Source organism: Vibrio sp. 1F253 (assembly GCF_041439295.1).
Taxonomy (GTDB): domain Bacteria; phylum Pseudomonadota; class Gammaproteobacteria; order Enterobacterales; family Vibrionaceae; genus Vibrio; species Vibrio tasmaniensis_A.
On record NZ_JBGONU010000005.1, the window covers coordinates 125,323 to 147,221 of the forward strand.

At 43.8% G+C, this 21,899-nt stretch carries 20 protein-coding genes; 11 read left to right on the plus strand and 9 right to left on the minus strand.

The genetic code is table 11. The features are described from left to right. Positions 1-60 precede the first annotated feature (60 nt). The 3 genes from csdA to ACED28_RS04430 form a co-directional block, all read right to left on the minus strand. On the minus strand, positions 61-1,272 hold the full coding sequence (gene csdA / locus ACED28_RS04420) for a cysteine desulfurase CsdA (protein WP_371709380.1): 1,212 nt from the start codon (positions 1,270-1,272) through the stop codon (positions 61-63). 87 nt (positions 1,273-1,359) lie between these two features. Continuing rightward, entirely contained in the window at positions 1,360-2,253 is an 894-nt protein-coding gene (gene panE / locus ACED28_RS04425) for a 2-dehydropantoate 2-reductase (RefSeq protein ID WP_269337571.1), read from the minus strand. Between the two features lie 110 nt (positions 2,254-2,363). Further along, positions 2,364-3,251, minus strand: coding sequence for an outer membrane protein OmpK (locus ACED28_RS04430; protein WP_012603361.1), 888 nt, complete (start codon positions 3,249-3,251; stop codon positions 2,364-2,366). Between the two features lie 511 nt (positions 3,252-3,762). Between ACED28_RS04430 and ACED28_RS04435 the strand changes: the two genes are divergently transcribed. After that, positions 3,763-5,109 carry a DUF4397 domain-containing protein gene (locus ACED28_RS04435; protein ID WP_371709381.1) on the plus strand — a complete coding sequence of 449 codons (1,347 nt, stop codon included), beginning with the start codon at positions 3,763-3,765 and terminating at the stop codon, positions 5,107-5,109. Positions 5,110-5,200: 91 nt separating this feature from the next. On the opposite strand, the gene ACED28_RS04440 is transcribed toward ACED28_RS04435, so the two are convergent. From ACED28_RS04440 to ACED28_RS04455, 4 genes are all read right to left on the minus strand, one after another. After that, the gene (locus ACED28_RS04440) at positions 5,201-6,559 is read right to left on the minus strand and encodes an MFS transporter (RefSeq protein ID WP_012603364.1); all 1,359 of its coding nucleotides are present in this window, start codon (positions 6,557-6,559) and stop codon (positions 5,201-5,203) included. 51 nt (positions 6,560-6,610) lie between these two features. Then, positions 6,611-7,159 carry a peptidylprolyl isomerase gene (locus ACED28_RS04445; RefSeq protein WP_009848367.1) on the minus strand — a complete coding sequence of 183 codons (549 nt, stop codon included), beginning with the start codon at positions 7,157-7,159 and terminating at the stop codon, positions 6,611-6,613. Continuing rightward, on the minus strand, positions 7,159-7,728 hold the full coding sequence (locus ACED28_RS04450; protein ID WP_009848368.1) for a YajG family lipoprotein: 570 nt from the start codon (positions 7,726-7,728) through the stop codon (positions 7,159-7,161). Before ACED28_RS04450 ends, ACED28_RS04445 begins: the two co-directional genes overlap by 1 nt. A 66-nt stretch (positions 7,729-7,794) precedes the next feature. Beyond that, positions 7,795-8,946 carry a class I SAM-dependent methyltransferase gene (locus ACED28_RS04455; protein WP_017098022.1) on the minus strand — a complete coding sequence of 384 codons (1,152 nt, stop codon included), beginning with the start codon at positions 8,944-8,946 and terminating at the stop codon, positions 7,795-7,797. A 174-nt stretch (positions 8,947-9,120) separates the two neighbouring features. Here ACED28_RS04455 and bolA point away from each other — a divergent pair, with 174 nt between their 5' ends. The 9 genes from bolA (at position 9,121) to nqrM (ending at position 17,225) form a co-directional block, all read left to right on the plus strand. After that, positions 9,121-9,429, plus strand: coding sequence for a transcriptional regulator BolA (bolA, locus tag ACED28_RS04460; protein WP_009848370.1), 309 nt, complete (start codon positions 9,121-9,123; stop codon positions 9,427-9,429). Between the two features lie 519 nt (positions 9,430-9,948). Next, the gene (locus ACED28_RS04465) at positions 9,949-11,289 is read left to right on the plus strand and encodes a Na(+)-translocating NADH-quinone reductase subunit A (RefSeq protein WP_371709397.1); all 1,341 of its coding nucleotides are present in this window, start codon (positions 9,949-9,951) and stop codon (positions 11,287-11,289) included. 5 nt (positions 11,290-11,294) lie between these two features. Further along, positions 11,295-12,539: an NADH:ubiquinone reductase (Na(+)-transporting) subunit B gene (locus ACED28_RS04470; protein WP_304568690.1), complete on the plus strand. Its 1,245-nt coding sequence runs from the start codon at positions 11,295-11,297 to the stop codon at positions 12,537-12,539. Further along, a complete protein-coding gene (locus tag ACED28_RS04475) occupies positions 12,529-13,296 on the plus strand; it encodes a Na(+)-translocating NADH-quinone reductase subunit C (RefSeq protein WP_017098020.1) in 768 nt (255 codons plus the stop codon). The genes ACED28_RS04470 and ACED28_RS04475 overlap by 11 nt, the downstream gene beginning before the upstream one ends. Further along, positions 13,296-13,928, plus strand: a complete 633-nt coding sequence (locus ACED28_RS04480; protein ID WP_004735210.1) for an NADH:ubiquinone reductase (Na(+)-transporting) subunit D — start codon at positions 13,296-13,298, stop codon at positions 13,926-13,928. The genes ACED28_RS04475 and ACED28_RS04480 overlap by 1 nt, the downstream gene beginning before the upstream one ends. A 7-nt stretch (positions 13,929-13,935) precedes the next feature. Next, a complete protein-coding gene (nqrE, locus tag ACED28_RS04485; protein ID WP_009848375.1) occupies positions 13,936-14,532 on the plus strand; it encodes an NADH:ubiquinone reductase (Na(+)-transporting) subunit E in 597 nt (198 codons plus the stop codon). Positions 14,533-14,561: 29 nt separating this feature from the next. Beyond that, on the plus strand, positions 14,562-15,788 hold the full coding sequence (gene nqrF, locus ACED28_RS04490; RefSeq protein WP_009848376.1) for an NADH:ubiquinone reductase (Na(+)-transporting) subunit F: 1,227 nt from the start codon (positions 14,562-14,564) through the stop codon (positions 15,786-15,788). A gap of 161 nt (positions 15,789-15,949) precedes the next feature. Then, entirely contained in the window at positions 15,950-16,954 is a 1,005-nt protein-coding gene (locus ACED28_RS04495; RefSeq protein ID WP_371709382.1) for an FAD:protein FMN transferase, read from the plus strand. A 16-nt stretch (positions 16,955-16,970) separates the two neighbouring features. After that, a complete protein-coding gene (nqrM, locus tag ACED28_RS04500; RefSeq protein ID WP_009848378.1) occupies positions 16,971-17,225 on the plus strand; it encodes a (Na+)-NQR maturation NqrM in 255 nt (84 codons plus the stop codon). A 133-nt stretch (positions 17,226-17,358) separates the two neighbouring features. Here the strand turns inward: nqrM and ACED28_RS04505 are convergent, their stop codons facing one another. Next, positions 17,359-18,597: a response regulator gene (locus ACED28_RS04505; RefSeq protein WP_371709383.1), complete on the minus strand. Its 1,239-nt coding sequence runs from the start codon at positions 18,595-18,597 to the stop codon at positions 17,359-17,361. A 163-nt stretch (positions 18,598-18,760) separates the two neighbouring features. Between ACED28_RS04505 and dinB the strand changes: the two genes are divergently transcribed. Beyond that, positions 18,761-19,837 (plus strand): DNA polymerase IV, encoded by a 1,077-nt coding sequence (gene dinB, locus ACED28_RS04510; RefSeq protein ID WP_371709384.1) that lies wholly within the window; start codon positions 18,761-18,763, stop codon positions 19,835-19,837. 108 nt (positions 19,838-19,945) lie between these two features. On the opposite strand, the gene ACED28_RS04515 is transcribed toward dinB, so the two are convergent. Beyond that, a complete protein-coding gene (locus tag ACED28_RS04515; RefSeq protein ID WP_371709385.1) occupies positions 19,946-21,880 on the minus strand; it encodes an ATP-dependent DNA helicase RecQ in 1,935 nt (644 codons plus the stop codon). Positions 21,881-21,899 lie beyond the last annotated feature (19 nt).

Below are 21,899 nucleotides of genomic sequence, written 5' to 3' on the forward strand. Positions count from 1 at the left end.
CTCGCTACTCGCTACTCGCTACTCGCTACTCGCTACTCGCTACTCGCTACTCGCTACTCGCTACAGCATATCGACGGCTTTTTCTATCGCCGCTACGAGATTTTCAACATCATCCAGATTGTTATAAATACCAAATGAGATCCGTACTGTCCCTTTGACATTGAGTGCATCCATTAATGGGTGAGCACAGTGGTGTCCAGCACGTACTGCGATACCTTGCTGATCCAGCAGAGTAGCAATATCTTGATGGTGAACACCGTCCATCACAAAAGTAATCACGCTTGCGTTGGGCTGATACCCCAAAACCTGAATATCATCCAGTTTACTGAGTTCAAGATAAGTCTCGTGCTGTAGCTGGTGGATATGATTTTCGACATCTCGTTGAGCAAAACCACTTAACCATTCTATTGCGGTACTTAATGCTATCGCTCCTGCTACATTTGGCGTGCCCGCTTCAAACTTCCCTGGCAGTTCAGAAAATGTGGTACCAGAGAAAGACACGCGCTCAACCATTTTGCCACCGCCATGCCAAGGGGGCATTGCTTGGAGCAATTCTAGCTTGCCGTAAAGTACACCGATGCCTGCAGGGGCGTAGAGCTTGTGTCCTGAGAACACGTAGAAATCAGCCCCTAAAGCCGCAACATCAAGGGGTTCATGAACAATACCTTGCGCTCCATCGACCACAACAATCGCATTCATCTTGTGTGCATTCTCGATCACTTCTTCAATGGGCTGACGAGAACCAGTCACATTAGTTATCTGAGCCAGAGCAACAATCTTGGTTCGTTCATTCAAAAGGGCGTCAAAGGCAGTAAGATCAAATTCACAATCTGATGTCATTGGTACTTTCACGACTTTAGCACCAGTTTGTTCAGCCACAATTTGCCAAGGCACGATGTTGGCGTGATGTTCCATTTCACTGACTAAGATCTCATCGCCAGGTTGAAGCGTGCTTCTTGCGTAAGTTTGTGCGATCAGGTTAAGTGCTTCGGTTGCGCCGCGAGTCCAAATAATCTCTTTTGAAGAGCTTGCGCCGATAAACTGAGCGACCTTATCTCTGGCGGCTTCAAATTGACTGGTCGCGTTGGCTGTTAAGCTATGACTACCACGGTGAACATTGGCATTTTGTTTGGAGTAGTATTGGCTAATGGCATCAATAACCACCTGAGGTTTTTGTGTCGTTGCCGCGCTGTCTAAATAAATCAACGGTTGTTGATTGATGGTTTGTGATAGCGCAGGAAACTGCTCTCGGATGTGATTGATATCAAGCATCTATTCTTACCTAAAATCTTGGAAATTGTTGCTAGCGTTATGCTGAGCGGTATCGTTATTTTATCGCGACTTGTTAATCGTTGCTGACTAATCTTGATGATTCCAGCTATTTTCTCGTTCTTTAACCTGCGTAAACAGCTTTTGGTTAACAGGAACTTCTATCTGATGTTTGAGTGCTGTCTTTATTAGGTGTCCGGTAATGAAGTCGATCTCTGTCTTGCGCTCATAAAACATATCTTGCTGCATGGAAGAGTTGTTTTGAGCCGTGGCTTGAATAACGTGTTTTACGCTTGTTTCTAATTCGTCGAATGAACAAGTAATGCCTTCCGCCTGCATCACTTGCGTGAGTTCTTTAATTATAGAACTCAGAGCTTCGCTAAATCTTTTGTCAGCAAGCTCTCCGTTTTTGATTTGTTCCAGCCCAGTCAGTGGGTTGATCGCACAATTTATGGCGAGTTTAGCCCACAGCGCCGTTGTTATTTCTGGATTCCAACTCACGGCAGGGAAGGCATGTTCCAACACATCAACTAAAAAAGTGCACTGTTGACCCTTGAGGTTAAAAGCACCCAATTGAGTTTGTCCGAACCCTGTATGAGAAACATTATTCTTGTCGGGTTTGAATGCCGCTTGTGTGGTTGTAGCCAATACTACTGGGTGAGTATCAATTTGAGTTGCTATCTGAGCGACCGCCCCCATACCGTTGTGCATGAACATGAGAATGGTGTCAGGGTCTAGGTGTTGAAGCAGTGGAGTGGTTGCTTCTTCTACTTGCCAAGCTTTGACCGTGAAGATCACTAGGTCACTTTCTGATAGCTTCTCGATATTGTTGTTACTGAAGGAAAGTGAAGCTTGTCCATCAAGTGATAAGTCAATTGAGTGGTCCGTGGAACGACTCCACAAAGCCACATTATGACCTGCTTGAAGCAGTTTTATTGCCCATAAAGAGCCTATAGCCCCAGGGCCAACAATAGTGATGTTCACAGCAATACCGAGATAAGAAAGTGGTGCTGCAAGGATAGCGAGGCATTAAATGAAAGCAATAAAAAATGGCACCCGAGGGTGCCATTTTGGAAACTTTCTTAGAAGTTCGATTAGAACTTGTAAGTTACTGCGAAGTAGTGACCTACGCCTGAAGTAGAGAACTGGCCGTATTGTGGGTTAGCACTATCAATTTGAGCACCATCTCTTAGACCGTATACATCTTGGTATAATTTAAGACCGTAACCTACAGCAAATTGGTCATTGTGCCAGTAAATACCATTGAACATAGCTCCGCCGTTGCTCGACTGGTTGTATGAACTATCACGACCAAACTCGTAATCGATGTAACCTTGGTAAGCAATGAATGAACCGTTATCGAAGTTTACGAATGGCTTAAACCAGTTTGTAGAAAATTGGTAACCGTTCCAATCTTTCGTATTTAGATCGTACGTAGCGTAAAGATTGAATTGCATTTTACCAAACCAAGGTACCATTACGTCTGAACCGATACCTGTTTTAGTTGCGTAACCACCGTCAGCTTTGCCATCGATAGTTGTGTAGTTTGCAACGTATAGTTCTTGTACTGGACCAAAAGAAAGGTCTTTACCAGTTAGGCCATCGATAGACATACGAGGCGCAAATTTAACAAACAGTTGATCGTCTTTTGCTTTATCGCTGCCGCTATCGTTAGTTAGGTTGAATACATCAATGTAACCGTAAAGATCGAAGATACCAGAGCGTCCACCAAACTCCATTTCAAGATAAGTATGATCTTTGTCTTGAGGCTTCTCATCGATAGTGTGCATGATATTAAACTGCATCCAGTTGTAATCATTCTTGTGAGTATCGCCGTCAGAATAATCAGCCGCCATTACTGGAGCAGAAGCTGCTGCAAGTAGGCCAAGAGTTAAAAGTGATTTACGCATAATGGAACTCTCTATGTTTGAAATAAGTAACCCGCTAATCCGTGCGTGTTTATATGTCCGAATGCCGAGCATAATAGCGATTTTGTTCTCAAATAAAAGTGAGACAGAGTGAAAACTATGATTATTATGGTGAGCGTGATCACACTAACGATCTAAATGATGGAACTTTAATGTTGCTATGCATCTTGATGAATCCCTACTTCTATTGATTTTGTGAAATTCGATTATTTTGTGTATAAATTGGTGAAATACCGCTCTAAGCAAACGATTCTACCAAAAATCGTGACATGCATATCAAAATCAACAGTATTCCTTTCCAAGGGTTTTCGTGCTGAAAAGTGACTAAATCAAATCGCCCTCCATCCTGTATTTGATCTATTTTCGACCAAATTCGTAATGGTGTTGGAATCAATTGATGAACAATTCATGTGATGACTAGCCTGACTTTTAAATCTGTTTGTTTTTTCATCGCTGATAATATTGAGACCGTTCATTGCACCAATTTTGAGGCAACATTTAAAGATCTGCTCCTGAGCTTATCTTCTGTGTGACGAACTGGTCGAACTTTTTGGAGAGAAGACCAATGAAATATTCACCTATACTCGCTGTAGCGATGTCAGCCCTATTCATTGTAGGGTGTAATGATGACGATCAACCAACAACCCAGCTGCAAGCTGTTCACGCATCGCCAGATGCTCCACTAGCTAATGTGTTAGTTAATAGTCAGGCTCGTTGGACTGGGGTTGATTATGCTCAGGCGTCGGGTTACGCCTCGGTAAACCAAGGGCAGACAACTCTACAGGTCGATGTTCAACTCCCTGGAGATGGTGTGGCGACAGTGATTCCGCCAAGCCAGTTCGATTTAAGCGGTGATTTAGATTACACGGTGATGGTGATCGGTGATGCTGACGGTTCCAACAACCCAGTTGAGGCTCTCGTTGTGACACGACCTGCAGCTGGAACGGCGACGAGTTCGAGTTTGGATGTGCAAGTTGTTCACGCGGCAACTGGAGTTGGTGATGTGAATCTATACGTTACAGCGCCGAATGATCCTCTAGGCGCACCGATTGGAACTTTGGGATACAAAGGGTTCACTGATGTGCTAAACATACCTGCAGGACAATATCGAGTGAGATTAGAAACCGTGAGTGGAAGTGCTATCGCGTTTGATTCAGGAGAGATCACTCTCCCTGCTGGTAGCGAGCTGACCATTGCAGCCGTGCCAAGAGCGGATTCAACCAGTACGTCTCCGGTGAAGCTGATGGTAATGGATGGCAAAGGTTCATCTATAATTTACGACATGGCAGAATCTGCAGAAGTGAGAGTAGGGCATTTAGTTGATGGTGCACCCTCTGTGGATGTGTATGTAAACTCGGCTAAGTTTGCTCCTCTTGATGCTCTAATGTTTAAAGAAGTTCGTGGCTTCTTAGATTTGGCAGCAGGCAGTTACGATATCGATATTTATGAAACAGCAACCACCTCTCCAACATTCATTGATGTTGACGGTTTAGCGGTGTTTGCCGGAATGGATTACAGTATCTATGCCGTGGGGACGGTAAGTCCTTTCAATTTGGAAGCGCTAGTTGTTCCAGAAAATCGACGCTCTGTTGCAACCAGTGCAGTATTGAACATTACTCATGCTGCAGCTAATCCAATTGCAGCTTCGGTTGATATTTATTTAACCGAGAACGTGGGAATTTCTGGAAGTACGCCTGCGTTGAGTAATGTGAAATTCAAAGACTTCGCGAATGGTATTTATGTAGCTGCGGGAACTTACTATGTGACGATTACGGTGGCTGGCGATCCATCTACTGTTGCTATTGACTCCGCGCCTGCGAGCTTAGTTAACGGTGTTGTGTATCAAGTAGTGGCGATTGATGATTCGATGGGAACGGGATTTAACTTAATAGTAAGTGAAACCACAGATTAATCCGTTAAGCGTCTGCAAATAGAAAATAGAAAATAGAAAAGAGAAGAGGGTAGCTCAATGCTCCCCTCTTCTCTTTTGCTTTTTTTTTCTTTTATTCGTGGTTGTTTTTCGCTTTTTCTAATAAATCAGTGAAAAAGTGGCGTAACGAATAGAGCATGATCAAACTCGGAATCACCATTAATGACGTCAGTATAAAGAAGGTTGACCAATCATTGAGGTAATCGACGAGCTCGCCACTGAATGAAGCCAGTGTTGTTCTACCGAAATTGCCTAAGGATGCTAATAAGGCATATTGCGTCGCTGAGAAAGCTTGGCCAGTCAGTAAGGTTAAAAAAGAGACAAATGCTACCGTCGAAAAGGCGGTTGTGAAGTTGTCGACAATGATAGTTGCCAAAAACAGAGTTTCACTAGGGCCTGCCTGAGCGATCCACGCAAACATTAGGTTGCTGGCTGCCATTGCGATGCCACCAATCATTAGTCCGCGTACAATACCGAATTTCACATTGAAGATACTGCCGAGCAAGGTGAAGAATATCGTCGCGCCCCAACCGATTAACTTAGAATAGTGGCCAATCTGTTCATTGCTAAAGCCTATCTCTTTATAGAAGGTGATAGACATTCTACCCAAGAAGGCTTCACCTATCTTAAATAGGAACACAAACAGTAGAAGGGTGATGGCAACTTGAACTCCGTTTCGTTTGAAGAAATCATAAAACGGTTCTAGCACTGTAACGCTGAACCAAGCGACGACTTTTGAACCCACAACTCTGTTGTGACGTTGTTGTGCTTGCTCTTGTAATGCTTCACGTTGTGTATTGGGTTCTCCGACAAAAAGAGTAAACAGCATTAACACGACAACTACACCAGCCATGCCGTAATACACACCATTCCAACCGATTGAGTCAGCATTGATAAAAGCAAGATAACCTGGAAGAGAATAGCCAGTCCACCATCCCATCACGGCCATTGCGGATGCTTGTGGCAACTTTGATGCTTCCGATTTTGGAAATGAATCAATACGGAAGGCATCTATTGCGACATCTTGAGTTGCTGAGGCGATAGCTATTCCGAGAGCAAGCATAGAGGTGAACATCAAGTCATTGGCTGGGTTTACTCCAGCAATGAACAGGGTACAGATCAATACCAAGCTTTGGCACAAGAATATCCAACTGCGTCGTTGGCCTAATATCGCGTGTAAAACTGGCAGTTTGACTCGGTCTACCAACGGTGCCCATAAAAAGTTAATAGCATAGACAGCAAACACACTGCCGAAATAACCGATCGCAGCACGAGTTAAACCGGCATCTTTTAGCCAACCAGACATGTTGGATCCAATCAGAACCCATGGGAAGCCACTCGAACAACCGAGCATAAACACCCAAAGTAGACGTTTGTCTAAGTAGCTGCGGAAAGTTTGCATCCAAGAAAGAGAGGGGGTGCCTGATGACATGGGGCGTCCTTGTATAGAAAACGCCCTTAAGAATAAGGGCGTTACATTGGATTACTTAAGAAGGGTCACTTTAGTGATGACGATTGGGTCGACAGGAATGTCTGACATGCGGCCCATTCGCTTGGTTGGAATTGTTGCCATCTTCTGAACAACGTCAAAACCATCGGTTACTTTACCAAACACAGCGTAACCAGGATTACCGCCTTTCGCGTTTAAGAAATCGTTGTCTGCAAAGTTAATGAAGAACTGGCGAGTTGCAGAATCTGGTGCATTGGTGCGAGCCATTGCGATCGTTGCAGTATCATTCTTCAGGCCATTGCTGCCTTCATTTTTGATAGGCGCATAAGTTGCTAATTGCTTCATATCTTGATCGAAGCCACCACCCTGAGCCATAAAGCCCGGGATCACACGGTGAAACTGAGTGCCTTCGTAGCTACCGTCAGCAACATATTTCAGAAAGTTATCAACACTAACCGGTGCTTGCTCTTGGTTTAGCTCGATAGTGAAGCCGCCTAATGTTGTTTCTACGTTCACTTTAGGACCAGCCCAAACGCTCACGCTCACCAGCATCAATGCGATAGAAGATAGAATGCGCCCCATTAGAAACGTTCCTTCATGTAAGTTTGCAGCTCTTGGTCATTGGCAATCTCTTTAAGAACTAAGTCGATAACATCGTTTAGTACCATTGCGATATCGTCATTTGATGCACTTAATGCACCTGTGCGAGTTGCTGTACCATTGAATGTCTTAACTAGCTTGCCTTCAGGCGTTTCAGCGGTTACTTCAAGAGTTACTTTACCATCCATTTGGTTTTCCATGATGGTGTGCTTGACGGTAACAAGCGCTTCTTGAATCTCTAAAACAATTGAGTTTTCACTGTTAACGCTTGCACGAAAACCTTGAGACTCCAATTGTTGAGCAATAGCGTTTTCTAGAGAAATACGCATGTTTTGCTTAGCGTGAATTGGCTGAATGTTTGAACGGCCACTATCAACCAATGCAACATATTGAGCGGCACGAACATCTTTACTGGTTAGTGTGTATGTTTTGCCTTGTACAAGGTTGCTTGAGCTTAGTGAAGCTTCTGGCATTACGTTGATCTGTTCTTGCTGAGGGGCTGAACATGCTGTCAAAGCCAAAATAGAAGCAGCCAAAATCAGTTTTTTCATTCCTTTATCCTTTCTAAATTCACACCAGGAGCTCGGTATCTTAAATTCTTGTGACGTCGTTTCTGCTTATTTATTAAAATTCGCAGGTTCTCTTGTTGCTTGTAATATCTCAAATTTCTGGTTTAGTTCAAGCGTTTCAACGTTTGCTTCACCAAATAGTCTTGCTAGTTTGACATCGTATCCGAGGTGTCGGTTACCAATAACAATTAATTTGCCTCCGTTGCTAAGAACATGCTTTGCATCACAGAACATTTGCCATGCAATGTGATCTGTAATCGCTTGTTGTTGGTGGAACGGAGGGTTACACATAACTAAGTAAGTGCTGTTTTTCTTAAAACCATCTAAACAGTTATTGGCGATGAACTGGAAATTACCTTCTTCGCCAAGGTTATCCTTAATATTTTGGCGCGCTGATTCCACTGCCATAAAGCTTTCATCAACACAGGTGATACGCGCTTGTGGGTTTAATTGCCCAGCTTTTACACTCAATACACCGTTGCCACAACCTAGGTCGATAATATGACGCAGTTCAGGATCTTGAGGGATGTGCTCTAGCATATAGCGAGCGCCTTGATCGAGTGCCTCGCCTGAGTAAACGTTCGGTAAATTTTTCAGGCGAATATCTTCACCGTCTACATCCCATTCAACAAAAGGCTCGACCGTTTGAATCGGCTGACAATTTGGTGAAGAGATAACCAAGCGATGTTTCTTCTTCGCTAGAGAAGTTTTGGTTTCGCCTAGGTATTTTTCGAAAATATTAAGTGTAGATGTGTGGATGTCTTTTACTTTGTTTACACCGATGACTTGGCAGCCTTCTGGCAACGCTTGGCGTAGTTGGCTCAATTGCCATACTAGATGACGGTTTGTTTTCGGTAGTTGCATGATCACAAGGTCGATACCGTGTGGGATATCATCCATCGTATTCAGGAAGTTCACACGGTTACTTTGATTGCGCTGCAAGTTTTTTAGCGCACCGCGATGAGAGATAAACGAGTCGCTCATCATGGTGACATCATGATCTTTAGAGAACCATGCCGACAGGGCACCAAAGCTATCGTTCATGATCAGGATGTGTTTACCCGGTTCCAGATTCATCTCTTCAACGTGACTAATAATGTATTCGTCGCCCGCATCCCAAGCTTGAAGGGTTTCATTTGAACGGTTGGGGAAACGATGTAAGGTCAAAGTTCTATCGAGAAGAGTAAGTTCGGTTTTCATAGCTTGAGATACTTATGTAAGAAATAACAAAGATATTGTCTCAAATGCAGCCTGAACAAGATAGAAAAAACTCAACCAAACCTAAGTCGTTCGTTATGAAATACTCAGACAGTCGACCAGTTAGGGTTTATACTTCCCCCACAGATAATGCCAATACGTTATTAAGGAATCATAATGATCCAAGAAGTTATCGAAACAAAATTGCACAATGAGTTTTCACCAAGTCATTTAAACGTGGTCAATGAGAGCTACATGCACAATGTTCCGGCTGGTTCTGAGAGTCATTTTAAAGTGATTGTTGTCAGCGATGCGTTTGAAGGCTTGCGCCTTATTGGTCGTCATCGAGCGGTAAATAAAGCACTTTCAGAAGAGCTAGCGAATAATATTCACGCACTATCTATTCACACTTATACAAAAGATGAATGGATGAAGCAACTCGATAACGTGCCAGACAGCCCTATGTGTATGGGCGGTGGTAAGTAATAAAACTAACTGATAGAAGAGGTGGCTATGCTGCCTTTTTTATCGCCAGGCTGATGTGTTTTTAGGGTTTATATCACTCAAATTGATGTCAAAGTAGGCGTCTTTAAATACCCACAATGAGTAATGTTTTTATTAACAGTGTTTCAACATAACTCGTAAAATATTAGTTTGTGACAGAGTATTAATCTCTTGTTTAAAACACGATTCAAAAGCCATTTTATCTGTGCGGCTCGTCAAATTTATACATATTTGAGAGTCCATATGCTTCAAATCTCACCAAATTAAGGCCGTATTCAAGTTATTGGTCATGGCATCAAGTTGTCAAAAAATGCTAGAATACGGCACCTGATAAATCTCACATAATCTTTGTGATGAGTTTATTGATGTAATGTTGCGATTTTGGTATCTCTAATTTACCAAAACCGGACACTGTAATGTCGTGTCTAAGGGCGATTTTAAAACGTCCCGAATTTACGCAATTAAAAGAATCTTTTTCCCGATAAAGTAGTGCAAGTGCGTATGATTACAATAAAGAAGGGTTTGGATCTTCCTATCGCAGGAACTCCATCCCAGGTGATTAATGATGGTAAGTCCATCACTAAAGTCGCCTTGCTTGGCGAAGAGTACGTTGGTATGCGTCCTACGATGCATGCTCGCGTTGGTGATGAAGTGAAGAAAGGCCAAGTTCTTTTTGCAGATAAAAAGAACCCAGGTGTTGTATTTACTTCTCCAGCAAGCGGTAAAGTTATTGAAGTGAACCGTGGTGCCAAGCGTGTTCTTCAATCAGTAGTGATTGAAGTAGCAGGCAATGAGCAAATCACGTTCAATAGCTATGAAGCTAACCAACTAGTAAGTCTTGACCGTGAAACGGTTAAAACTCAGTTAGTTGAGTCTGGCGCATGGACCGCTTTGCGAACTCGTCCGTTCAGCAAGGTTCCAGCAGTTGATTCTGAAACTCAGGCTATTTTCGTTACTGCTATGGATACTAATCCGCTAGCAGCTGAGCCAGAATTAATCATTAACGAGCAGTCTGATGCTTTCGTTGCTGGTTTAGATCTTCTTTCAACTCTGACTAACGGTGAAGTGTACGTTTGTAAAAAAGGTACTAGCTTACCTCGTTCAGCTCAGTCTAACGTTGAAGAACATGTTTTTGATGGCCCACACCCTGCAGGTCTTGCAGGCACGCATATGCATTACCTATATCCGGTAAATGCACAAAATGTAGCGTGGAGCATTAACTACCAAGATGTTATCGCATTCGGTAAGCTTTTCCTTACTGGTGAGATTTACTCTGAGCGTGTTGTTTCTCTGGCTGGTCCAGTGGTGAATAACCCACGTCTAGTTCGTACTCAAATTGGTGCTAGCCTTGAAGAGTTGACAGACAGCGAGTTAATGCCAGGCGAAGTTCGTGTGATTTCTGGTTCTGTACTTACGGGTACTGAAGCAACCGGTCCACATGCTTTCCTTGGTCGTTACCATCAGCAAGTTTCTGTTCTACGTGAAGGTCGTGATAAAGAGCTATTCGGCTGGGCTATGCCTGGTAAGAACAAGTTCTCTGTTACTCGTTCATTCCTTGGTCACCTGTTTAAAGGTCAGTTGTTCAACATGACAACGACTACAAACGGTAGTGACCGCTCAATGGTTCCAATTGGTAACTACGAGCGCGTAATGCCTCTAGATATGGAACCTACATTGCTGCTTCGTGATCTATGTGCAGGCGACATTGATAGTGCTCAAGCACTTGGTGCGCTAGAACTAGACGAAGAAGATGTAGCATTGTGTACCTTTGTATGTCCAGGTAAGTACGAGTACGGTCAACTACTTCGTGAATGCCTAGATACGATTGAGAAGGAAGGGTAATTTTCATGGGCCTTAAAAAGTTTCTTGAAGACATCGAGCATCATTTTGAGCCAGGTGGTAAACACGAGAAGTGGTTTGCGCTTTACGAAGCAGCAGCGACAGTGTTCTACACGCCAGGTCTTATTACAAAGAAAAGCTCGCACGTTCGTGATAGCGTTGATTTAAAACGTATCATGATCATGGTTTGGTTCGCGGTATTCCCAGCAATGTTTTGGGGTATGTACAACGCGGGTGGCCAAGCTATCTCAGCACTTAACCATATGTACGCAGGCGCTGAACTAGCATCTGTTATCAGTGGTAACTGGCACTACTGGCTAACCGAAATGCTTGGAGCCTCCTTAGGAGCCGATGCAGGTGTTGGCAGCAAGATGCTACTTGGTGCGACATACTTCCTACCTATCTACGCAACGGTATTCATCGTTGGTGGTTTCTGGGAAGTTCTGTTCTGTATGGTGCGTAAGCACGAAGTAAACGAAGGTTTCTTTGTTACTTCTATCTTATTTGCGCTTATCGTTCCGCCAACGCTTCCTCTATGGCAAGCAGCACTAGGTATTACCTTCGGTGTTGTTGTGGCGAAAGAGATCTTCGGTGGTACGGGTCGTAACTTCCTGAACCCTGCACTTGCTGGCCGTGCGTTCCTATTCTTTGCATACCCTGCACAGATTTCAGGTGACGTAGTTTGGACTGCTGCAGATGGTTTCTCTGGTGCAACTGCTCTTAGCCAATGGGCTCAAGGCGGCGGTAGCGCACTAATGAACGTGACATCAGGTGAAGCAATCACTTGGATGGACGCATTCATTGGTAACATCCCAGGTTCTATCGGTGAAGTATCAACTCTAGCACTTATGATTGGTGCAGCGATGATCGTTTACATGCGTATCGCTTCATGGCGCATCATTGCTGGTGTAATGATCGGTATGATTGCTGTGTCTACGCTGTTCAACGTGATCGGTTCTGATACTAACGCAATGTTCAGCATGCCTTGGCATTGGCACCTAGTTCTAGGTGGCTTCGCATTCGGTATGTTCTTCATGGCGACTGACCCAGTATCAGCTTCATTTACCAACAAAGGTAAGTGGTGGTACGGCATCCTAATCGGCGCAATGTGTGTAATGATTCGTGTAGTTAACCCTGCATACCCAGAAGGCATGATGCTTGCGATTCTATTCGCAAACCTATTTGCTCCTCTGTTTGACCACGTTGTAATCGAGAAGAACATTAAGCGGAGACTAGCGCGCTATGGCAAGTAATAACGATAGCATTAAAAAGACGCTGTTTGTTGTTATCGCATTGAGCCTAGTGTGCTCAATCATCGTTTCAACAGCTGCAGTTGTTCTTAAACCTAAGCAGCAAGCTAACGCAGTTCTGGATCAGCAAACTAAGATCCTTGAAGTTGCGGGTATTGAGCTTGCAGGTGATATCCCAGCACTCTACGCAGAGAACATCGAACCTCGTCTAGTTGATTTCGCTACTGGCGATTTCGTTGACGGCGATGCTGCTGCATACGACCAACGTAAAGCGGCAAAAGATCCAGCTCAGTCAATCAAGCTTTCAGCTGAAGATGACATCGCTAAGATCATTCGTCGTGCTAACACGGGTACTGTATACCTAGTGAAAGATGGCGCTGAGACTTCTAAAGTTATCATCCCTGTTCACGGTAACGGCCTTTGGTCAATGATGTACGCATTCGTTGCGGTAGAAACTGATGGCAACACAGTTTCTGGTATCACTTACTACGAGCAAGGTGAAACTCCTGGACTTGGTGGTGAAGTTGAGAACCCAACTTGGCGCGCTCAATTCGTTGGTAAGAAATTATTCGACGAAAACCACAAACCTGCTATTCAGGTTGTTAAAGGTGGCGCTCCTCAAGGTTCTGAGCACGGTGTAGATGGCCTTTCTGGTGCAACACTGACTAGCGTTGGTGTTCAACATACATTTGACTTCTGGTTAGGTGATATGGGCTTTGGTCCGTTCCTAGCAAAAGTTCGTGACGGAGGTCTGAACTAATGTCTAGTGCAAAAGAAATTAAAAAGAGCATCTTAGCGCCTGTGTTGGATAACAACCCAATCGCGCTACAGGTTCTTGGTGTGTGTTCTGCTCTTGCAGTAACCACTAAGCTAGAAACAGCATTTGTTATGACTATCGCGGTAATGTTCGTTACTGCTCTGTCTAACTTCTTCGTTTCTTTGATCCGTAACCACATTCCTAACAGTGTGCGTATCATCGTTCAGATGGCAATTATCGCATCATTAGTAATCGTGGTAGACCAAGTGCTTAAAGCATACCTATACGATATCTCTAAGCAGCTATCTGTATTCGTTGGCCTAATCATTACTAACTGTATTGTAATGGGTCGTGCTGAAGCATTCGCAATGAAGTCTGCGCCAATCCCATCGTTTATCGACGGTCTTGGTAACGGTCTTGGTTACGGTTTCGTTCTTATCACTGTTGGTTTCTTCCGTGAGCTTCTAGGCTCTGGCAAACTATTTGGTATGGAAGTACTACCTCTAGTGAGCAACGGTGGTTGGTATCAGCCAAACGGCTTGATGCTTCTAGCACCTTCAGCATTCTTCCTAATTGGTTTCTTGATTTGGGCAATTCGTGTGTTCAAACCAGAACAAGTAGAAGCGAAGGGGTAAGGTAGTCATGGAACATTATATTAGTCTGCTAGTTAAATCGATTTTCATCGAAAACATGGCGCTTTCTTTCTTCCTAGGTATGTGTACATTCCTAGCGGTTTCTAAGAAAGTTAAAACTTCTTTTGGTCTTGGTGTTGCGGTAGTTGTAGTACTTACAATCGCTGTTCCTGTAAACAACCTTGTTTACACACACATCCTGAAAGAAAACGCGCTTGTTGAAGGGGTCGATTTAAGTTTCCTTAACTTCATCGCATTCATCGGTGTTATCGCGGCACTTGTACAAATCCTAGAGATGGTTTTAGACCGTTTCTTCCCACCTTTGTACAACGCACTAGGTATCTTCCTTCCACTGATCACAGTTAACTGTGCAATCTTTGGTGGTGTATCTTTCATGGTAACTCGTGATTACAACTTTGCTGAATCTGTTGTTTACGGCTTCGGTTCAGGTGTGGGTTGGATGTTAGCTATCGTTGCTCTTGCGGGTATCCGTGAGAAGATGAAGTACTCTGACGTACCTCCAGGTCTTCGTGGCCTTGGTATCACGTTCATTACTGTTGGTCTGATGGCGTTAGGCTTTATGTCTTTCTCTGGTGTTCAACTGTAGGGTAAGCACCCAGTAATAAGGAATAACAAATGCAAAGCATTATTCTTGGCGTAGCGATGTTTACCATTATTGTATTGGCTCTAGTTCTAGTGATTCTTTTCGCTAAGTCTAAGCTAGTACCATCAGGTGACATCACTATTGCTGTAAACGGCGACCCTGAAAAGGCGATCGTTACTCAGCCTGGTAGCAAGCTACTTGGTGCCCTAGCTGGCGCTGGTATCTTCGTATCTTCTGCTTGTGGTGGCGGTGGCTCTTGTGGTCAGTGTCGTGTAAAAGTTAAGTCTGGTGGTGGCGACATCCTTCCAACTGAACTTGATCACATCACAAAAGGTGAAGCTCGCGAAGGCGAACGTCTAGCATGTCAAGTTGCTATGAAAACTGACATGGAGATTGAACTAGACGAAGATATCTTTGGTGTGAAGAAGTGGGAATGTACTGTTATCTCTAACGATAACGAAGCTACTTTCATCAAAGAATTGGCTCTAGCTATCCCTGAAGGTGAAGAAGTTCCGTTCCGCGCGGGTGGTTACATTCAGATTGAAGCTGAACCACATCACGTGAAATACGCAGATTACGATATTCCTGAGGAATACCGTGGTGACTGGGATAAGTTCAACTTGTTCCGTTACGAGTCTATCGTTAAAGAGCATTCGATCCGTGCTTACTCTATGGCTTCATACCCAGAAGAGAAAGGCATCATCAAGCTTAACGTGCGTATCGCAACTCCGCCGCCAAACAACCCTGACGTAGCTCCTGGTGTGATGTCTTCATACATCTGGTCTCTTAAAGAAGGCGACAAATGTACTATTTCTGGTCCATTTGGTGAGTTCTTTGCTAAAGACACAGACAATGAAATGGTATTCATCGGTGGTGGTGCAGGTATGGCGCCAATGCGTTCACATATCTTCGACCAACTTAAGCGTCTTAACTCTACTCGTAAGATGTCTTACTGGTACGGTGCACGTTCTAAGCGTGAGATGTTCTACATTGAAGACTTCGACGGCCTAGCAGCTGCAAACGAAAACTTCGTGTGGCATTGTGCTCTGTCTGATCCTCAACCTGAGGACAACTGGGACGGTTACACTGGTTTCATCCACAACGTATTGTACGAAAACTATCTGAAGGATCACGAAGCTCCTGAAGACTGTGAGTACTACATGTGTGGTCCACCAATGATGAACGCGGCTGTGATCGGCATGCTGAAAGATCTTGGTGTAGAAGATGAAAACATCCTACTAGATGACTTCGGTGGTTAATCCATTTAAGTGATTGATATTATGGCTGACTCTTACGAGTCAGCCATTTGTTTTTCTAAGACTACTCGTGACAACAAACTGGCTTATATAAGAAAGAGTAAGGCATTTAAAATACCTATTTTTCCTTATATAAATCCTCAACATTAGACAGGAGTAAGCAAGTGAGAATTTGGCTTGTTGCATTAACTTCTTTTATTTTTCTTGCGGGCTGTGAGCAGGCAAGAGAGCAAGTGCATTTAAGTGGCCCAACAATGGGGACCAGTTATAACATTAAGTACATCAATGGCGATGAATTTCCTGAGTCTAAAGAAGTTCATACCGAGATCGATCGTCTACTTGAAGAAGTGAATGATCAAATGTCGACTTACCGTGAAGATTCAGAGCTGAGCCGTTTCAACCAACACAAAGGTGCGGACGCATTCGAAGTGTCTGAACAAACCGCTATCGTTGTGAAAGAAGCGATTCGTTTGAACGGTCTTACTGAAGGTGCGTTGGATGTGACGGTTGGTCCATTAGTTAACTTGTGGGGTTTTGGTCCAGAAGCGCGTCCTGAAGTGGTTCCATCAGACGAAGAGCTTGCGGCTCGTAAGGCTAAGGTTGGTATTCACCACTTAAGCGTTGAAGGTAATAAGCTAAGCAAAGATTTGCCTAACTTGTATGTTGACCTTTCGACCATTGCAAAAGGTTGGGGCGTGGATGTCGTTGCTGACTACCTCGATTCAATTGGCATTCATAACTACATGGTAGAAGTGGGCGGTGAAATCCGTTTGAAGGGCTTAAACCGTGAAAGTGTAGGTTGGCGCATCGCCATCGAGAAGCCAAGTGTTGACGAGCGCAACATTCAAGAGATCATCGAGCCTGGTGATATGGCGATCGCAACGTCTGGCGACTACCGAAACTATTTTGAGCGTGATGGTGTTCGTTATTCACACATCATCAACCCAGAAACAGGTAAGCCGCTTCATCATAAAGTGGTTTCTGTAACCGTTTTAAATCCGTCTTCAATGACTGCAGACGGTTTATCTACTGGCCTTATGGTCTTAGGTGAAGAAAAAGGACTGGAAGTCGCAAACCAACATAACATCCCAGTGTTCATGGTGGTAAAAACAGCTGATGGCTTTAAAGAAATTGCTTCAGAAGCATTTAAGCCATACTTAGGTAAATAAGGTAAGCGAGATAATTATGAATACATTTCTGATTACATTTGGTGTTTTTCTTGCAGTAATCGCAGCGATGTCAATTGGCTATATTATCCAAAAGAAAGTTGTGAAAGGTAGCTGTGGTGGCTTAGGTGCTGTTGGTATTGATAAAGTATGTAACTGCCCTGAACCTTGTGATGCGCGTAAAAAACGTGAAGCACGTGAAGCATACCGTGAAGAGAAACTGGCAGAACGTCAACAAAAAGAAGCGGCTTGGAGTAAAGACCGTATCGCTTAATTGGTGACAGTCATAGGGGAATAGAGTTGTCTATGCCCTTAGAATAAGAAGCTCAAGATTATCGTCTTGAGCTTTTTTTGTTTGAGTGAACTGTCTATTTTGGAATGCTAAAAACGGAAACAAAAACGAATTTCTAGTGGTCGATTTGCATGTTATTGCGCGCAAAGACCAGTTGGTTCCTACCTTGTTCTTTTGCAGTATAAAGTAGTTCGTCCGCGGCTTTTATTTGCTCATCCAAACTGCCAACTAAGTCGCTTAACCCGATACTCATGCTGACTTTAATCCGTTGTGAGTCATGAATAACTTCTTGGTTTTGTATCGCAATCCTCATTGACTCTAGCGTGTCGACAAATTCTTCAAATGGTCGGCATGATTGAATGCAGAACTCTTCACCGCCGAAACGAACGGCGACATCATCTTTAAAATGATTTTTGATGATCTTTCCGACTTCAATGAGTACCGCATCGCCACCATCATGACCGTAGGTATCATTCACCTTTTTAAAGAAGTCTATATCCATCATGGCGATGCTGCGATGTTCGCAGCCTTTACATGTTTGATTGAATAGATAACGACGGTTCCAAAGCCCGGTCAGAGCATCTTCATTTGCATGACGAAATAGTTCATTGGTGGCCTCTTTCATATCGAGTAGCTGATGAATACGGCAGAAAAACTCTTCTTGGTTAAATGGCTTGTAAAGGAAGTCGTTGGCACCAGCCTTAAGGAAACGAGCTGTCATGGTTCGGTCGTCACTGCCAGATAGCCCAAGAATAGCGAGTTGATTACGATCATGGTGTACTCGAATGTCACGGGTCATCGAAATGCCATCTTTGTTTGGCATGTCATGATCGGTAACGACGAAAGTGATGTCGGGGTCGTTTTGGAGAAGCTCTAGTGCTTGTTCGCCATCTTCCGCTTGAATCGTTTGAATATATTGGTGCTCAAGAAGTTGCACTACATATCGACGAACAACCGCAGAATCATCAACAACCAAGGCTTTATGATATCGGTTATTTGAGATTCGATTAACCAAAGGAAGCAAATAACTGACTGATGACATGCTGTCTTTGAGGATGTAATCAATCACACCCTTCGCGAGTACTTGTTCTCGAAGTGTGTTGTTGAACATGCCGGTTAGGACTATGATTTTTTGTTGATAGCTGAGTACCAAATCAATGATCTCGCCATCTTGACCATCGGGTAAGCAGTAATCGAGCACCGCGCACAAGAAATCCGTATCTTGTTCTAAGATAGCTTTAGCTTCAGCCACTGATTCAGCCAGCGCAACCTCATAGCCATCATTTTTAAATTGCTGGTACAGGTAGTTTCTGAATGCACGACTATCTTCGACTACTAGTATTTTATCACTCAAAAGTTATCCCTACTTATAGGTTAAATACTCTCTAACAATACTATCAGAATAGTAAGTGGCTAATGAAGTTAAAGCTATTTAGCTGGGCTCCAGATCATTTTAAATCTGAGAATAATTGATTATACTGTTTATAAATACAGTTGTAAGGTTGGGTTATTCCTAGATGTGTAGTGCGAGTGAAGAGAAAGTAAGAAAGATAATCCACGTTGATATGGACTGTTTTTACGCAGCTGTTGAAATGAGAGATAATCCTGCTTACCGAAATCGACCACTTGCAGTTGGGGGGCATGAAAAGCAGCGTGGCGTTTTGAGTACCTGCAATTACGAAGCTCGCAAGTTTGGTATTCGTTCTGCAATGCCGACGGGAAAGGCGCTGCAGCTTTGTCCCAATCTGTTGGTTGTTCCTGGGAGGATGTCGGTCTACGTCGAGATATCGAAAAAGATTCGCGAGATTTTTTCTCGATATACATCCATCATTGAACCCCTGTCTTTAGATGAAGCTTTTCTTGATGTCACGGATTCGACGCTGTGTCGTGGCTCGGCAACACTGATTGCCGAATCGATTCGTCGCGATATCTGGAATGAACTTAACCTGACCGCTTCTGCTGGTATTGCGCCGATTAAATTTTTGGCGAAGGTGGCCTCGGATCTAAACAAGCCCAATGGTCAGTTTGTAATACCTCCACAGGATGTTCAATCAGTGATTGATGAGCTGCCACTCGAAAAAATCCCAGGCGTTGGCAAGGTCAGTATTGAAAAGCTCCATCAAGCTGGCTTCTTTACTTGTAAGGACATTAAGGAATCTGACTATCGAGATCTATTGCTCAGGTTTGGCCGTCAAGGCGCATCACTCTGGAAGCGCAGCCATGGTATTGATGACAGAGAAGTTATTATTGAGCGCGAGCGAAAATCGGTAGGCGTAGAGCGCACCTTCACCCAAAACATTTCAACCTACGCAGAATGTTGGCAGGTAATCGAAGACAAGCTGTTTCCTGAACTCGAAACTCGCTTAGAAAAAGCCAGCCCAAGCAAAGCGATCATCAAGCAGGGCATTAAGCTCAAGTTCGCCGACTTTCAACAAACCACGATTGAACACATCCACGCCTCTCTCGATCGTGAACACTTCAAAGAACTGTTAAGTGAAATACTGAAAAGGCAACAGGGGAGAGAAATACGTCTGCTTGGTTTAAGCGTAATGCTGCAACCAAAAGACCAAATGCGTCAGTTGAGTTTTTTTTAGGGGAAGAGGCTGAGAGGTTAGACTTAGAGGTGTTGTTAAAAGTGTCGGTGTTTGAATACCGACTAGATTTGATAACCTAGTCGGTTTTTTCTAAACAAGGAAATTAGCTTACCTAGGAAGCTGTTTAACTCGCGCTAAGGTATCACTGAATGGTTGTTGCTCTAGCTTTCCGTATCCAACCATTTTGCTGGCTTTAAGCTTGGTTGAAAGTGGAGTCGCGATTCCGCATAGAAAACGAGTAATGGCTTCGTCGGTGATCAATTGTTGACTCTTAGATACGAATTCATGAATCCATGTCATTACGGTCTCGTCGTCAACGGGTTCAACATCGACGGTTGGTAAAATTGCCACTTCACCACGGCATACAGAGCAGTGACCACACTTGGCTGGCGCTTTATCATCGGCGAAGTAACTCGCAAGGCAAGAGCTTAGGCAGGTATCAGCCTCAAAGAAGCTCAGCATTTGGTTAAGGCGGTTTATCTCACTGTTCTCTTTTGCCTTAAACAATTCAGTTAGACGTTCCGATAACTGCATCATGTCTTCAGTGGTGTTGTGGATCGCATACACATCTGTGATCTGCTTACTTTCTAACTCAATCCAACCTTGTTCATTGAAGTAATCGATAGCCGCAATCACACGCTGACGATCTGCTTGAAAGTGAGTCCAAAGGGCATCGAAATCGACTTGGCACCAAACTCTGGCTTGAGGAGAGCATTGGAAAATTGCTTCTACAAAATGGCGACGTTCGCTTTGGAATTGCTCGGTGATCTGCTGCTTAGTACGTATGAATTTAAATTTGTAGTCAGCAAAGTAGCTGTATTTAGGCTCAATCACGCCTTCAATTTCAAGATACACCAATAGCGTTTTTAGTGGTAACTGACGAATGTTGGACTCACGCGATAGTTGGTTGAGCATGATTTCCCATTGGTTTGCGCCAGAAGCCGCAATGTTTTGGTTTTCGTATATTTCTTTTAAGACCGTTTGAATTGATATGTTGTCTGGCGTGTCGCCAAAGACGAAGTTCTCTAGTGTACTTAGACCATATTTGTTGGCGAGAAGAATACATTCAGACGCTTGCCCATCTCTGCCTGCTCTGCCTATCTCTTGCGAGTAGTTTTCGATCGATTTCGGTAAGTCAAAGTGAATCACTCGGCGAATGTTGGACTTATCGACACCCATACCAAAAGCAATGGTTGCCACGATACAGCTCACTTCATCATTCATGAATTGATGTTGAATGGCATCTCGGTTTTCAGGCTTAAGACCGGCATGGTAAGCCACGGCATTAACGCCAGCATTACGGAGTTGTTGAGCCACCATCTCTGCTGTCTGTTGAAGGGTGACATAAACAATAGTCGGAGCGAGAGAAGCTTGGTTAACGACATTGCACAAGGTTTCTAGTTTGCTGGTTTGTTCGCAAGGTTGAATCGACAGATCAAGATTTTGACGATAGAAACCCGTAACCACCACGCGCTCCTCATCGATATCAAACTTCGACTTCATATCTTGGATAACCGATGTCGTTGCAGTAGCTGTCAGTAGCAGTACTTGTGGAATATTGAGCTGCTTTTGGTATTGGGGAAGCTTCAGGTAGTCTGGTCTGAAGTTGTGTCCCCATTCTGATATACAGTGTGCTTCATCAACTACGAGCATAGAGATGGGAACTTGGGAGATAAACTGACGAAAGCGTTCATTCTTCAAGCGCTCAACAGAGATCATTAGGATTTTGGTGTCCCCGTTACGCACGGATTGCATCACCTGTTGTGTGGTTTGTCTGTCTTGGCTTGATTCGATTGCAGCCGCGCTTATTCCCTTACTGTGTAAGAAGTTGAGCTGGTCTTTCATTAAGGCTAACAATGGTGATATCACTAAGGTTAAGTGCGGCAACTCTAATGCTGGCAATTGATAGCAAAGCGACTTGCCTGAGCCTGTTGGGAATATAGCGGCAGTCGAGTGACCAGATAGAACATTATCAATGACTTGCTTTTGCCCATTACGCAGTGAGTCGAATCCGAATACTTGTTTTAGCTTCTGCTCAATCATTTATGTTCTACCTGAGTTA

Coding starts and splice junctions, on each gene's coding strand:
- ACED28_RS04430 (WP_012603361.1), bottom strand. CDS start 3,251: ATGCTCGGCATTCGGACATATAAACACGCACGGATTAGCGGGTTACTT.
- ACED28_RS04475 (WP_017098020.1), top strand. CDS start 12,529: ATGGCAAGTAATAACGATAGCATTAAAAAGACGCTGTTTGTTGTTATC.
- nqrF (WP_009848376.1), top strand. CDS start 14,562: ATGCAAAGCATTATTCTTGGCGTAGCGATGTTTACCATTATTGTATTG.
- ACED28_RS04445 (WP_009848367.1), bottom strand. CDS start 7,159: ATGGGGCGCATTCTATCTTCTATCGCATTGATGCTGGTGAGCGTGAGC.
- ACED28_RS04465 (WP_371709397.1), top strand. CDS start 9,949: ATGATTACAATAAAGAAGGGTTTGGATCTTCCTATCGCAGGAACTCCA.
- nqrM (WP_009848378.1), top strand. CDS start 16,971: ATGAATACATTTCTGATTACATTTGGTGTTTTTCTTGCAGTAATCGCA.
- ACED28_RS04440 (WP_012603364.1), bottom strand. CDS start 6,559: ATGTCATCAGGCACCCCCTCTCTTTCTTGGATGCAAACTTTCCGCAGC.
- ACED28_RS04515 (WP_371709385.1), bottom strand. CDS start 21,880: ATGATTGAGCAGAAGCTAAAACAAGTATTCGGATTCGACTCACTGCGT.
- bolA (WP_009848370.1), top strand. CDS start 9,121: ATGATCCAAGAAGTTATCGAAACAAAATTGCACAATGAGTTTTCACCA.
- ACED28_RS04455 (WP_017098022.1), bottom strand. CDS start 8,946: ATGAAAACCGAACTTACTCTTCTCGATAGAACTTTGACCTTACATCGT.
- dinB (WP_371709384.1), top strand. CDS start 18,761: ATGTGTAGTGCGAGTGAAGAGAAAGTAAGAAAGATAATCCACGTTGAT.
- ACED28_RS04450 (WP_009848368.1), bottom strand. CDS start 7,728: ATGAAAAAACTGATTTTGGCTGCTTCTATTTTGGCTTTGACAGCATGT.
- ACED28_RS04480 (WP_004735210.1), top strand. CDS start 13,296: ATGTCTAGTGCAAAAGAAATTAAAAAGAGCATCTTAGCGCCTGTGTTG.
- ACED28_RS04435 (WP_371709381.1), top strand. CDS start 3,763: ATGAAATATTCACCTATACTCGCTGTAGCGATGTCAGCCCTATTCATT.
- ACED28_RS04470 (WP_304568690.1), top strand. CDS start 11,295: ATGGGCCTTAAAAAGTTTCTTGAAGACATCGAGCATCATTTTGAGCCA.
- csdA (WP_371709380.1), bottom strand. CDS start 1,272: ATGCTTGATATCAATCACATCCGAGAGCAGTTTCCTGCGCTATCACAA.
- nqrE (WP_009848375.1), top strand. CDS start 13,936: ATGGAACATTATATTAGTCTGCTAGTTAAATCGATTTTCATCGAAAAC.